Annotated in this window: 15 protein-coding genes; all 15 read left to right on the top strand. The window is 65.7% G+C overall.

The annotated features are described in order from the left end of the window. The 15 genes from K8940_RS12030 to K8940_RS11960 all read left to right on the top strand — a co-directional run bounded on the left by K8940_RS12030 (position 1) and on the right by K8940_RS11960 (position 12,750). Complete coding sequence (locus tag K8940_RS12030) at positions 1 to 1,251, top strand: NADH-quinone oxidoreductase subunit D (RefSeq protein ID WP_223390209.1); 1,251 nt, start codon at positions 1 to 3, stop codon at positions 1,249 to 1,251. After that, the gene (locus K8940_RS12025; RefSeq protein WP_223390208.1) at positions 1,248 to 1,580 is read left to right on the top strand and encodes a nuclear transport factor 2 family protein; all 333 of its coding nucleotides are present in this window, start codon (positions 1,248 to 1,250) and stop codon (positions 1,578 to 1,580) included. The genes K8940_RS12030 and K8940_RS12025 overlap by 4 nt, the downstream gene beginning before the upstream one ends. Then, positions 1,577 to 2,266, top strand: a complete 690-nt coding sequence (gene nuoE, locus K8940_RS12020) for an NADH-quinone oxidoreductase subunit NuoE (protein ID WP_223390207.1) — start codon at positions 1,577 to 1,579, stop codon at positions 2,264 to 2,266. The genes K8940_RS12025 and nuoE overlap by 4 nt, the downstream gene beginning before the upstream one ends. 1 nt (position 2,267) lies before the next feature. After that, complete coding sequence (locus K8940_RS12015; protein ID WP_223390206.1) at positions 2,268 to 2,492, top strand: hypothetical protein; 225 nt, start codon at positions 2,268 to 2,270, stop codon at positions 2,490 to 2,492. Then, a complete protein-coding gene (locus K8940_RS12010) occupies positions 2,489 to 2,755 on the top strand; it encodes a hypothetical protein (RefSeq protein ID WP_223390205.1) in 267 nt (88 codons plus the stop codon). The genes K8940_RS12015 and K8940_RS12010 overlap by 4 nt, the downstream gene beginning before the upstream one ends. 3 nt (positions 2,756 to 2,758) lie before the next feature. Beyond that, on the top strand, positions 2,759 to 4,078 hold the full coding sequence (gene nuoF, locus K8940_RS12005; RefSeq protein WP_223390204.1) for an NADH-quinone oxidoreductase subunit NuoF: 1,320 nt from the start codon (positions 2,759 to 2,761) through the stop codon (positions 4,076 to 4,078). A 5-nt stretch (positions 4,079 to 4,083) separates the two neighbouring features. Further along, the gene (gene nuoG, locus K8940_RS12000; protein ID WP_223390203.1) at positions 4,084 to 6,147 is read left to right on the top strand and encodes an NADH-quinone oxidoreductase subunit NuoG; all 2,064 of its coding nucleotides are present in this window, start codon (positions 4,084 to 4,086) and stop codon (positions 6,145 to 6,147) included. Between the two features lie 3 nt (positions 6,148 to 6,150). Continuing rightward, positions 6,151 to 7,215 (top strand): NADH-quinone oxidoreductase subunit NuoH, encoded by a 1,065-nt coding sequence (gene nuoH, locus K8940_RS11995; protein ID WP_223390202.1) that lies wholly within the window; start codon positions 6,151 to 6,153, stop codon positions 7,213 to 7,215. Next, positions 7,215 to 7,451: a hypothetical protein gene (locus K8940_RS11990; protein ID WP_223390201.1), complete on the top strand. Its 237-nt coding sequence runs from the start codon at positions 7,215 to 7,217 to the stop codon at positions 7,449 to 7,451. Before nuoH ends, K8940_RS11990 begins: the two co-directional genes overlap by 1 nt. Continuing rightward, positions 7,448 to 7,672 (top strand): hypothetical protein, encoded by a 225-nt coding sequence (locus K8940_RS11985; protein WP_223390200.1) that lies wholly within the window; start codon positions 7,448 to 7,450, stop codon positions 7,670 to 7,672. The genes K8940_RS11990 and K8940_RS11985 overlap by 4 nt, the downstream gene beginning before the upstream one ends. A gap of 10 nt (positions 7,673 to 7,682) precedes the next feature. Further along, positions 7,683 to 8,174 (top strand): NADH-quinone oxidoreductase subunit NuoI, encoded by a 492-nt coding sequence (gene nuoI, locus K8940_RS11980; protein ID WP_184719347.1) that lies wholly within the window; start codon positions 7,683 to 7,685, stop codon positions 8,172 to 8,174. A gap of 82 nt (positions 8,175 to 8,256) precedes the next feature. Next, on the top strand, positions 8,257 to 8,874 hold the full coding sequence (locus tag K8940_RS11975; protein WP_223390199.1) for an NADH-quinone oxidoreductase subunit J: 618 nt from the start codon (positions 8,257 to 8,259) through the stop codon (positions 8,872 to 8,874). Further along, positions 8,871 to 9,176: an NADH-quinone oxidoreductase subunit NuoK gene (gene nuoK / locus K8940_RS11970; RefSeq protein WP_223390198.1), complete on the top strand. Its 306-nt coding sequence runs from the start codon at positions 8,871 to 8,873 to the stop codon at positions 9,174 to 9,176. Before K8940_RS11975 ends, nuoK begins: the two co-directional genes overlap by 4 nt. Before the next feature lie 8 nt (positions 9,177 to 9,184). Beyond that, a complete protein-coding gene (gene nuoL / locus K8940_RS11965; RefSeq protein WP_223390197.1) occupies positions 9,185 to 11,251 on the top strand; it encodes an NADH-quinone oxidoreductase subunit L in 2,067 nt (688 codons plus the stop codon). Next, entirely contained in the window at positions 11,248 to 12,750 is a 1,503-nt protein-coding gene (locus K8940_RS11960; RefSeq protein WP_223390196.1) for an NADH-quinone oxidoreductase subunit M, read from the top strand. Before nuoL ends, K8940_RS11960 begins: the two co-directional genes overlap by 4 nt. The last annotated feature ends 5 nt before the right edge of the window (positions 12,751 to 12,755 follow it).

Raw genomic sequence — 12,755 nt, 5'->3', positions numbered from 1 at the left:
ATGACTGGCACGAACGCGCCCGCCGCGGCGACCGACTTCTTCCGTGACGAACCGACGGTTCCGGCCATCCCGGAAACGCCCGTCCGCAAGTTCAACATCAACTTCGGCCCGCAGCACCCGGCCGCGCACGGCGTGCTGCGCCTGGTGCTGGAGCTGGACGGCGAAATCGTGGAACGCGTCGATCCGCATATCGGCCTGCTGCATCGCGGCACCGAGAAGCTGATGGAAGCGCGCACCTACCTGCAGAACATCCCGTACTTCGATCGCCTCGACTACGTGGCGCCGATGAACCAGGAGCATGCGTTCTGCATGGCCATCGAGCGCCTGCTGGGCGTCGAGGTGCCGCGTCGCGGCCAGATCGTCCGCGTGCTGTTCTGCGAGATCGGCCGGATCCTCAATCACCTGCTGAACGTGACGACCCAGGCCATGGACGTCGGCGCCCTGACGCCGCCGCTCTGGGGCTTCGAGGAGCGCGAGAAGCTGATGATCTTCTACGAGCGCGCTTGCGGCGCTCGTCTGCACGCCAACTATTTCCGTCCGGGCGGCGTCCACCAGGACCTGACGCCCGAGCTGATCGACGACATCGAGACCTGGGCGAAGGCTTTCCCCAAGATCTGCGACGACATCGAAGGCCTGATCACCGACAACCGCATCTTCAAGCAGCGCAACGTCGACATCGGCGTCGTGACCAAGGAAGAGGCCTGGGCCTGGGGCTTCTCGGGCGTGATGGTGCGCGGATCGGGCATCGCCTGGGACCTGCGCCGCAACCAGCCGTACGAGAACTACAACGAGTTCGAGTTCGATATCCCGCTGGGCAAGAACGGCGACTGCTACGATCGCTATCTCTGCCGCATGCAGGAGATGCGCGAGTCGACGAAGATCATCCTGCAGGCCGTCGCCATGCTGCGTGGCACGCCGGGTCCGGTCCTGAGCGAGGACAACAAGGTGGCTCCGCCCCGTCGCGCCGAGATGAAGCGCTCGATGGAAGCCCTGATCCACCACTTCAAGCTCTACACCGAGGGCTTCAAGACGCCGGAAGGCGAGGTCTACGCGGCCGTCGAGGCGCCCAAGGGCGAGTTCGGCGTCTATGTCGTGAGCAACGGCACCAACAAGCCGTACCGCTGCAAGATCAAGGCGCCGGGCTTCTCGCACCTGGCGGCCATGGACTGGATGAACCGCGGCCACCAGCTGGCCGATGTTTCGGCCATCCTGGGCTCGCTCGACATCGTGTTCGGCGAGGTGGACCGGTGAGCCTGGAGACGATCGCCCAAGCGCAGCTGGACGCCTACAACGCCCAGGACCTGGACGCCCATTGCGCCCACTTCGCCGACGACGTCGTCGTGGCGGGCCTGAACGGCGACGTGGCGCGCACCGGCCTCGACGCCTACCGCGCCTTCTACGCCAAGACCTTCGCCGAGTTCCCCAAGAACCACGCGAAGCTGCTGAACCGCATCGTGGTCGGTTCGAACGTGATCGACCACGAGCATGTCGACCGCGGCAACGGCGATGCGCCGTTCCAGGTCGCCGCCATCTACACCTTCAAGGGCGACAAGATCGTCCGCGTGGATTTCGCCCGATGAGCGTACGTCGTCTCGCCAAGGAACAGCCGGCCAGCTTCGCCTTCTCGAAGGACAGCCAGGCCAAGGCCGACTGGTGGAAAGCCAAGTATCCCGCCGCCCGCAAGCAGTCGGCGGTGATCCCGATGCTGTGGCTGGCCCAGAAGCAAGAGGGCTGGGTGTCCGAGCCGGCGATCCAGGAGATCGCCAAGCAGCTCGAGATGCCGGTCATCCGTGTGCTGGAAGTGGCCACCTTCTACGTGATGTTCCAGCTGCAGCCGGTCGGCAAGGTCGCCTTCGTGCAGCTGTGCGGCACCACGCCGTGCCAACTGCGCGGCGCTGAGGACCTCAAGAAGGTCCTGAAGGACAAGATTGGCGACGCCAACCACGTCTCGGCCGACGGCAAGTTCAGCTGGGAAGAGGTCGAGTGCCTGGGCGCGTGCTGCAACGCGCCGATGGCCGCGATCAACGACTATTACTACGAGGACCTGACGCCGGAGAGCCTGGCCAAGATCCTCGACGACTTCGCGGCGGGCAAGGCCCCGAAGCCGGGCAGCTACGACGGCCGCGGGGCCTCGGAGCCGAAAGGCGCGATCCACACCCTGACGGATCCGAAGCTGTACGACAGCTCGTACGCCAAGAAGATCAAGATTCCGAACCTGCCCGAGAAGCCCAAGGCTTCGAAGGCCAAGTCGGAGCCGACCGCCTAACATGACCGCCGACGCCACCCTCCAGAAGAAGCGCCTGATCGTGATGCTCGTCATCAACGTGGTGTGCTTCGTGCTGGCTGGCGTCGCGATCTATGGCGCGGTGTCGCTGCGGATCGACTGGCTGCGGCTGGTCTTCCTGGGCGCCATCATCGCGGGCCTGTTCTCGCACGTCTGGTTCATCCTGGGCTGGATGCGCGGATCCAAGGGCGAGGGGGCTTCGTCATGATCGACGACAGCGCCCTCAATATCCGCAAGGCGGCCTATGCCGACACCATTCGGGGCCTGCATCGTCGCGAACGCGGCGTGGGTTTCGTGGCGTGTCTCGTCGGCGCGATCCTGCTGATCTGGGGTCGCACCATCGAGGGCGCGCCGTTCTGGGCGGTCGTCGCCGGTCTCGCCATCATCGGCGCGGGCTGGTTGCTTTTCGCCTATGTCATCATTCGTCGGACGCGCTATGTGCGCGCCCATCCATTCGATCCGCAAAGCTGAGTCATGGTCGGTATCCTCGAAGACAAGGACCGCATCTTCACCAACCTCTATGGTCTCCAGGACTGGGGCCTCGAGGGCGCGAAGAAGCGCGGCTGCTGGAATGGCACCAAGGACATCCTGGACGCCGGGCGCGACTGGATCATCGACAACATGAAGAACTCTGGCCTGCGCGGCCGGGGCGGCGCCGGTTTCTCGACCGGCCTGAAGTGGTCGTTCATGCCCAAGGAAGTGAAGGAAGGTCGTCCTCACTACCTCGTGGTCAACGCCGACGAATCCGAGCCGGGCACCTGCAAGGACCGGGAGATCATGCGGCATGACCCGCACCTCCTGATCGAGGGTTGCCTGATCGCCTCGCGCGCCATGCTGGCCAACGCCTGCTACATCTACATCCGCGGCGAGTACGTCTTCGAGCGCGAGCGCCTGGAAGCGGCGATCAAGCAGGCCTACGAGGCCAAGCTGGTCGGCAAGAATAACGTCCACGGCTGGGACTTCGACATCTACGTCCACCATGGCGCCGGCGCCTATATCTGCGGTGAAGAGACGGCCCTGCTGGAAAGCCTGGAAGGCAAGAAGGGCCAGCCGCGCCTGAAGCCGCCGTTCCCGGCCGGCGCGGGCCTCTACGGCATGCCGACCACGGTCAACAACGTCGAGAGCATCGCCGTCGCCGGCACCATCTTGCGTCGCGGCGCGGCCTGGTTCTCCAGCTTCGGCCGTCCGAACAACGCCGGCACCAAGCTGTTCTGCGTCTCGGGCCACGTGAACCTTCCCTGCAACGTCGAAGAAGCCATGAGCATTCCCTTCCGTCAGCTGATGGAAGACCATTGCGGCGGCATCCGGGGCGGCTGGGGCAACCTGAAGGCCGTCATCCCGGGCGGCTCGTCCGTGCCAATGATCCCGGCCGAACAGTGCGAAGACCTGCCGATGGACTTCGACGCCCTGCGCAACCTGCGCTCGGGCCTCGGCACCGCCGCCGTCATCGTCATGGACAAGTCGACCGACCTGGTCCGCGCCATCGCCCGCCTGTCGTACTTCTACAAGCACGAGAGCTGCGGCCAGTGCACGCCGTGCCGCGAGGGCACCGGCTGGATGTGGCGCGTCATGGAGCGCATGGCGACCGGCGAGGCCGATCCGAAGGAGATCGACACCCTGCTGGACGTCACGACCCAGGTCGAGGGTCACACCATCTGCGCCCTGGGCGACGCGGCCGCCTGGCCGATCCAGGGTCTGTTCCGCCACTTCCGCCACGAGGTGGAGGAGCGGATCGCTTCCTATCGTAGCGGTCGCCTGCACGTGCAGGGCGCCAAGCTGATCGCGGCGGAGTAACGATTATGGCTATCGCCAAGGTCAACGGCGTCGAAGTCGAGTTCGAGCCCGGCATGACGGTTCTGCAGGTCGCGGAACTGGCCGGGGAAGAGATCCCGCGCTTCTGCTACCACGAACGTCTGTCCATCGCCGGCAACTGCCGGATGTGCCTGGTCGAGGTGAAGCCCGGCCCGCCGAAGCCGCAGGCGTCTTGCGCCCTGCCGGCCGCCGAGGGCCAGGAGATCTTCACCAAGACTCCGATGGTCAAGAAGGCCCGCGAAGGGGTGATGGAGTTCCTGCTCATCAACCACCCGCTGGATTGCCCGATCTGCGACCAGGGCGGCGAGTGCGACCTGCAGGACCAGGCCGTGGGCTATGGCCGCGACGACAGCCGCTACGAAGAGAACAAGCGCGCCGTCGAAGAAAAGTCGATGGGCCCGCTGATCAAGACCGTGATGACGCGCTGCATCCAGTGCACGCGCTGCGTCCGCTTCATCACCGAGGTCGCCGGCTCGCCGGAAATCGGTCTGATCTCGCGCGGCGAAGACGTTGAAATCACGACCTATCTGGGCGCGGCGGTGACGTCGGAGCTCAGCGCCAACGTGATCGATCTCTGCCCGGTCGGCGCCCTGACCTCCAAGCCCTACGCCTTCGAAGCCCGTCCGTGGGAACTGAAGAAGACCGAGAGCGTCGACGTCCAGGACGCCCTGGGCTCGTGGATCCGCGTCGACGCCCGCGGTTCGGCCGTGCTGCGCGTCCTGCCGCGCAACAACGACGACATCAACGAAGAGTGGATCTCGGACAAGACGCGCTACGCCGTCGACGGCCTGGGCCGCCAGCGCCTCGATCGTCCGTACGTGCGCAGCGCCGACGGCAAGCTGAAACCGGCCACCTGGGCCGAGGCCTTCGCCGCCGTCGCCGCCAAGATCAAGGCGACCGCGCCGGAGCGCATCGGCGTCATCGCCGGCGACCTGCAGGACGCCGAAAGCCTGAAGGCGACCAAGGACCTCTTCACCGCCCTGGGCGTGAAGAACCTGGACAGCCGCCAGGACGGTTCGAGCCTGGGCCAAGGCGCCCGCGAAGGCTGGCTGTTCAACTCGACGATCGCCGGCATCGAGAACGCCGACGTCGTTCTGTTCGTCGGCGCCAATCCGCGCATCGAGGCCCCGGTCCTGAACGCCCGCTTCCGCAAGCAGTGGATCGCCGGCAAGACCCGCTTCGGCGTGATCGGTGAGCAGGCCGACCTGACCTTCGGCTACGACTATCTCGGCGCCGGCGCCAAGACCCTGTCGGGCCTGGCCAAGAGCAAGAACGACTTCGTCGCCGCCCTGAAGGCCGCCGAGCGTCCCGCCATCATCATCGGCCAGGGCGCTCTGGCCCGCGCTGACGGCGGCGCGATCCTCAAGGCCGCCGCCAGCCTGGGCAAGACCATCAAGGTCGTGCGCGAGGGCTGGAACGGCTGGAACGTCCTGCACACCGCCGCCGCACGCGTCGCCGGCCTAGACATGGGCTTCGTCCCGACCGAGGGCGGCCTGGCCACGGCCGACATGCTGAAGTCGGGCGCTCTGGACGTCCTGTTCCTGCTGGGCGCCGACGAGTGCGAGACGGCCGCCACGGGGGCCTTCAAGATCTATCTGGGCACGCACGGCGACGCCGGCGCGCACAAGGCCGACGTGATCCTGCCGGGCGCGGCCTACACCGAGAAGAACGGTCTCTACGTGAACCTCGAAGGGCGCGTGCAACAGGGCCGTCGCGCCGTGTTCCCGAAGGGGGAGGCCAAGGAAGACTGGTCGATCCTGCGGGCGCTGTCCGAGGTGCTGGGCGCCAAGCTGCCCTATGACAGCCTGGACCAGCTACGCGCCAAGCTGTTCGCCGACCACCCGACCTTCGGCCAGATCGACTACGCGCCGGGCTCGGTCGCCACGTCGTTCGACCTGGGCGCCCTGGGCGCCGACGGCGAGGTCTCGGACGCCCCGTTCGAGAGCCCGATCAAGGCCTTCCACCTGACCAACCCCATCGCGCGCGCCAGCGTGACCATGGCCGAATGCGCGGCCGTGGCTTCCGGCGCCGCCAAGATCGCTGCGGAGTAGACCGTGGGCCCGAACTCTCCGCTTCTCTGGTTTGGTCTCACGACGGGCGGCATCCTGCTGGTCGTGATCTGGGTTCTGCTGAGCCTGGCCTTCCTGCTGCTCGCCGACCGCAAGATCTGGGCCGGCGTCCAGATGCGCAAGGGTCCCAACGTCGTTGGCCCCTTCGGTCTGCTGCAGTCCTTCGCCGACTTCTTCAAGTTCGTCCTGAAGGAGATCGTGATCCCGGCCGGCGCCGACAAGATCGTGTTCCTGCTGGCCCCGCTGATCAGCCTGATCCTGGGCTTCGTCGGCTGGGCCGTGGTGCCGTTCGCCCCGGGCTGGGTCGTCTCGAACCTCAACGTCGGCATTCTCTACCTGCTGGCGATGAGCTCGTTGGGCGTCTACGGCATCATCATGGGCGGCTGGGCTTCGAACTCGAAGTATCCATTCCTGGGCGCCCTGCGTTCGGCGGCCCAAATGGTGTCGTACGAAGTCTCGATCGGCCTGATCATCATCACGGTGATCCTGCTGGCCGGCTCGATGAACCTGTCGACCATCGTCGAGAAGCAGTCGGGCTGGATCTGGAACTGGAACGTCTTCGGCGGCGGCGGTCTCAAGAACCTCATCCTGCTGCCGGTGATGGTCGTGGCCATGGGCATGTTCTACATCTCGGGTCTGGCCGAGACGAACCGCCCGCCGTTCGACCTTCCGGAAGCCGAATCCGAACTCGTGGCCGGTTACCAGGTCGAGTACAGCTCGACTCCGTACCTGCTGTTCATGGTGGCCGAGTATTCGAACATCGTCCTGATGTGCGCCATGATCAGCGTGCTGTTCTTCGGCGGCTGGAACCCGGGCTTCCCGATCGGCTTCACCGCCGGCTGGCCGCCGTTCCTGGTCAACTTCCTGTTGGCCTTGGTGTTCTACGCCAAGATCGTCTTCTGGTTCTTCATGTTCGCCATGGCGAAGGCCATCGTGCCTCGCTACCGCTACGACCAGCTGATGCGCCTGGGTTGGAAGGTGTTCCTGCCGACCTCGCTGGTGCTGGTGGCCGCGGTCGCCGCCTGGCGCGTGTTCGGTCCGGCGGCCTGATGCGCCGGCTCGCGCTCGCGGCCCTGGGTCTGACCGCCTTGAGCCTGACGGCCTGCGCCGTCGCCGCTCAGGACCGGTCGTACTCCCTGGGCGACGGGGTCGTCAGCTATGACGACCTGCGGCGCGAGGGCGACAAGTGCAAGGCCTCGGGTGGGACCATCCGGGCCAAGCAGGACGGGGGAGATCCCGCCCAGCTTTCGAACTACACCTGCGTCATTCCGCGAGCGGGAAAATGACTCGGGTTGTCCTCGGGATCATGGTGGTCGGCCTGCTGGCCGGCTGTTCGACCTGGGGGCGCGGAATTCAGCATCCGCCGCAGCGGACGCACGAGGAGCAGGTCGAAGCCCGCCGTAAGGCGGACGAGAAGACCAAGAAATGCGTCCTCGAGCAGCAGATGCGGCGGCAGCAGAAAGAGCAGGGCAGGGACGTCCGTCCTTTCCCCAAGGAAAAGTGTTAGGAGAGCTCTGGTGTTCCAGCGCATCACGCAAGCGGCCAAGGGCGCGGCCCTTCTGGACTTCGCGGGGGCCTTCGGCCTGGCCATGAAGTACCTGGTCGCGCCGAAGAAGACCGTGATCTATCCGAACGAGCGCGGCCCGCAGTCGCCCCGTTTCCGCGGTGAGCACGCCCTGCGTCGCTATCCCTCGGGCGAGGAGCGCTGCATCGCGTGCAAGCTCTGTGAAGCCATCTGCCCGGCCCAGGCCATCACCATCGAGGCCGAACCGCGCGAGGACGGCAGCCGCCGCACGACCCGCTACGACATCGACATGGTCAAGTGCATCTACTGCGGCCTGTGCCAGGAGGCCTGCCCGGTCGACGCCATCGTCGAAGGTCCGAACATCGAGTTCGCGACCGAGACCCGCGAAGAACTCTACTACGACAAGGAACGCCTTCTCGATAACGGCGACCGCTGGGAACGCCTGATCGCGAAGAATCTGGAGTTGGACGCGCCCTACCGCTAAAGGACGGGCGAATCCTAGGAGGCGACGCGCCGTTCGGCGGCGTCGTCATTGGACTTAAGTTTTCAGGGGAGCACCTGGGCCAATGGCCTTGCAGGCGATCGCTTTCTATCTGCTGGCATTCGTGACCATCGCGGCGGGTCTTCTCGTCGTGTCGGCGCGCAATCCCGTGCACTCGGTGCTCTTCCTGATCACCGCCTTCTTCTCGGCCGCAGGCCTCTTCGTCCTGCTGGGCGCGGAGTTCCTGGCGATGCTGCTAATCGTCGTCTACGTGGGCGCGGTCGCGGTGCTGTTCCTGTTCGTCGTCATGATGCTGGACGTCGACTTCGCCGAGCTCCGCCAGGGCTTCGCCCAGTACCTGCCGATCGGCGGTCTGGTCGGCGGCGTCCTGACCCTGGAGATGATCTTCGTGGCCGCCTCGGTCGCCACGAACGGCGCGGCCGCCAAGAACCCGCTGCCGAACGCTTCGCCGGGCGGGGTTCCGAACACCGAGGCGATCGGTCGCGTGCTCTACACCGACTACGTCTTCTTCTTCCAACTGGCGGGCCTGGTGCTGCTGGTCGCCATGATCGGTGCCATCGTCCTGACCCTGCGCCACAAGCCGGGCGTCAAGCGCCAGGACATCGGCAAGCAGGTCGCCCGCACCCCCAAGACCGGCATGGAGCTGGTTCAGATCAAGCCGGGTGAGGGGATCTCCGAATGATCGGCCTGCCGCACTATCTCGTCGTCGCCGCGATCCTGTTCACGATCGGCGTCTTCGGCATCTTCGTGAACCGCAAGAACATCATCGTCATCCTGATGTCGATCGAGCTGATCCTCTTGGCGGTGAACGTGAACCTCGTGGCGTTCTCGGCCTACCTGCACGACGTGGCGGGGCAGATCTTCGCCATGTTCGTCCTGACCGTCGCCGCCGCCGAGGCGGCCGTGGGTCTGGCGATCCTCGTCACCTTCTTCCGCAACCGCGGCGATATCGCGGTTGACGACGCCAGCATGATGAAGGGCTAAGCGACGTCATGCAGACGCTTGTCACCATTCTCGTTTTCGCGCCGATCATCGCCGCGGCCATCGCCGGCCTGTTCGGCCGCCGCATCGGCAACGTGGCGTCGCAGTCGGTCACCACCGGCGCGCTGATCCTCGCCTGCGGCCTGTCCTGGTACACGTTCAGCCAGTGGACCTGGGGGCACATGGAGGCCTTCACCGTCCACCTGCTGCCGTTCATCCACATCGGCGACTTCCAGGCCGACTGGTCAATCCGCATCGACGCCCTTTCGGCGACCATGCTGATCGTGGTCACGACGGTCTCGGCCCTCGTGCACATCTATTCCTGGGGCTACATGGCCGAGGACGACAGCAAGCCGCGCTTCTTCGCGTACCTGTCGCTGTTCACCTTCGCCATGCTGTCGCTGGTCACCGCCGCCGACTTCATGCAGCTGTTCTTCGGCTGGGAAGGCGTGGGCCTGGCCTCGTACCTGCTGATCGGCTTCTGGTTCAAGAAGCCCTCGGCCAGCGCCGCGGCCATCAAGGCCTTCGTGGTAAACCGGGTCGGCGACTTCGGTTTCGCCCTGGGCATCATGACCACCTACTGGGCGTTCGGCACGATCCAGTTCGCCGAACTGTTCCCGCAGATCGCCGCCAACGCCGGCCGGACCTGGGAGTTCGCGGGCCACAGCTTCCCGCTGATGGACATCGCCTGCTTCCTGCTGTTCATCGGCGCCATGGGCAAGTCGGCCCAGTTCTTCCTGCACACCTGGCTGCCGGACGCCATGGAAGGCCCGACCCCGGTGTCGGCCCTGATCCACGCGGCCACGATGGTGACCGCCGGCGTCTACATGCTGTGTCTGCTGTCGCCGATGTTCGAGTACGCCCCGGTGGCCAAGAACATCGTCACGGTCATCGGCGCGGTGACGGCCCTGTTCGCCGCCACGGTCGGCCTGACCCAGAACGACATCAAGCGCGTGATCGCCTACTCGACCTGTTCGCAGCTGGGCTACATGTTCTTCGCGGCCGGCGTCGGCGCCTACCAGGCGGCCATGTTCCACCTGTTCACGCACGCCTTCTTCAAGGCCCTGCTGTTCCTGGGCGCCGGTTCGGTGATCCACGGCATGCACCACGAGCAGGACATGCGTCGCTACGGCGCCCTGGCCAAGCTGCTGCCGGTGACCTTCCTGGCCATGACGATCGGCACGATCGCCATCACGGGCCTCGGCTTCCCGCCGCTGCACCTGGGCTTCGCCGGCTTCTACTCGAAGGACACGATCATCGAAGCGGCCTTCGCCGCCGGCGGCCACAACTCGATCGCCATGTTCGCGTGGGTGATCGGCGTGCTGGTGGCGGGCCTGACCTCGTTCTATTCGTGGCGCCTGGCCTTCTTCACCTTCAACGGCAAGGCCCGCTGGGGTCATGACGACCACGCCCACGACGCTCACGGTCACGACGCCCATGCGCATGATGCGCACGGCCACGACGACCACGCTCACGCGCACGACGATCACGGCCATGGCCACGACCACAAGCCGCACGAAAGCCCGTGGGTGATGCTGTTCCCGCTGGTCGCGCTGTCGATCGGCGCGGTCGCCGCCGGCTTCGTGTTCACCGACTACTTCGTCGGTCACCACCAGGAAGAGTTCTGGCGGGGCGCGATCTTCACGGCGCCGGCCAACCACGTGCTGCACCAGGCGCACGAAGTGGCCGAGTGGGTGAAGTGGAGCCCGCTGATCGCCTCGCTGATCGGCCTGGCTATCGCCGCCTATGTCTACCTGCTGAAGGGCAACGAGCGCCTGGGCCTGAAGCTGGCCGAGCGCAAGGGGCCGCTCTACGTGTTCTTCTACAACAAGTGGTTCTTCGACGAGCTGTACGACGCCACCTTCGTGCGCTTCGCCAAGTTCCTCGGCGACCTGTTCTGGAAGGGCGGCGACCAGAAGATCATCGACGGCCTCGGCCCGGATGGCGTCAGCGCGGTCTCGTATGAGGTCGGCAAGCGCACCGGCAAGCTGCAGACCGGTTACGTCTACCACTACGCGTTTGTCATGCTGCTCGGCGTCGCCGGTCTGCTGACCTTCGCCCTGTACGCCTTCCGTTGAGGGGGACGGAGCTAATGAGCGGCCTTCTCAGCCTTACGACCTTCGCGCCCCTGGTCGGCGTCGCGGTGATCCTCGCCGCGCGCGCCTTCAACGGGGCCAGCGAAAAGACCGACACCCTGGCCAAGTGGATCGCGCTCGCGACCACCCTGGTCACGTTCGGCCTGTCGATCGTCCTGACCCTGCAGTTCGACCCGAAGAACCCCGGCTTCCAGTTCGTGGAAGACGTCTCGTGGTTCGCGGGCCTGCATTACCGCATGGGCGTCGACGGCATCTCGGTGCTGTTCGTCCTGCTGACCGCCTTCCTGCTGCCGATCTGTATCGTGGCCAGCTGGAAGTCGGTCGAGAAGCGCGTCGTCGAGTACCTGATCGCCTTCCTGGTCCTGGAGACCCTGGTGATCGGCGTGTTCTGCGCGCTGGACCTGATCCTGTTCTACCTCTTCTTCGAGGGCGGCCTGGTTCCGATGTTCCTGATCATCGGCATCTGGGGCGGCAAGCGCCGGGTCTACGCGGCCTACAAGTTCTTCCTCTACACGCTGCTCGGCTCGGTGCTGATGCTGGCGGCGATCCTGGCGATGATCGGCATCGCCGGCACCTCGTCGATCCCGGCGCTGATGACCTTCAAGTTCGCGCCATGGCTCCAGACCTGGCTGTGGTTGGCCTTCTTCGCCTCGTTCGCGGTGAAGATGCCGATGTGGCCGGTGCACACCTGGCTGCCCGACGCCCACGTGGAAGCGCCGACGGCCGGCTCGGTCATCCTGGCGGGCATCCTGCTGAAGATGGGCGGCTACGGCTTCATGCGCTTCAGCCTGCCGATGTTCCCGAACGCTTCGGAGCTGTTCCAGCCGCTGGTGTTCGCGATGTCGGCCATCGCCATCGTCTACACCTCGCTGGTCGCCTTCCGTCAGACCGACATCAAGAAGCTGATCGCCTACTCGTCGGTCGCCCACATGGGCTTCGTGACCATGGGCATCTTCTCGGGCAACGCGGCGGGCGAGCAGGGCGCCCTGTTCCAGATGCTGAGCCACGGGGTGATCTCCGGCGCGCTCTTCCTCTGCGTCGGCGTCGTCTACGACCGCATGCACACCCGCGAGATCGCCTTCTACGGCGGCCTGACCAACCGCATGCCGCACTACGCCTTCGTGTTCCTGCTGTTCACGATGGGCAATGTCGGCCTGCCGGGCACCTCGGGCTTCGTCGGTGAAATCCTGACGATGACCGGTGTCTACAAGGCCTCGACCTGGACGGCGATCGTGGCGGCCACCGGCGTGATCCTGTCGGCCATGTACGCCCTGACCCTGTACCGCCGGGTGATGTATGGCGAGATCACCAATCCCGAGCTGAAGACCATCACGGATCTGGACGCTCGCGAGATCCTGCTGTTCGTGCCGCTGATCGCGATGACCCTGCTGCTGGGCGTCTATCCCAATCTCGTGTTCAACCTGACCGCGACGTCTGTCGACGCGCTCGTCGGCGCCTGGCGCGCCGCCGTGGGCGGGTGAGGAGC

It is taken from the genome of Caulobacter segnis (assembly GCF_019931575.1).
Lineage (GTDB): Bacteria > Pseudomonadota > Alphaproteobacteria > Caulobacterales > Caulobacteraceae > Caulobacter > Caulobacter segnis_C.
The sequence above is the reverse complement of the archived record's forward strand: the minus strand, read 5'-3'. Positions and strand labels throughout refer to the sequence as shown.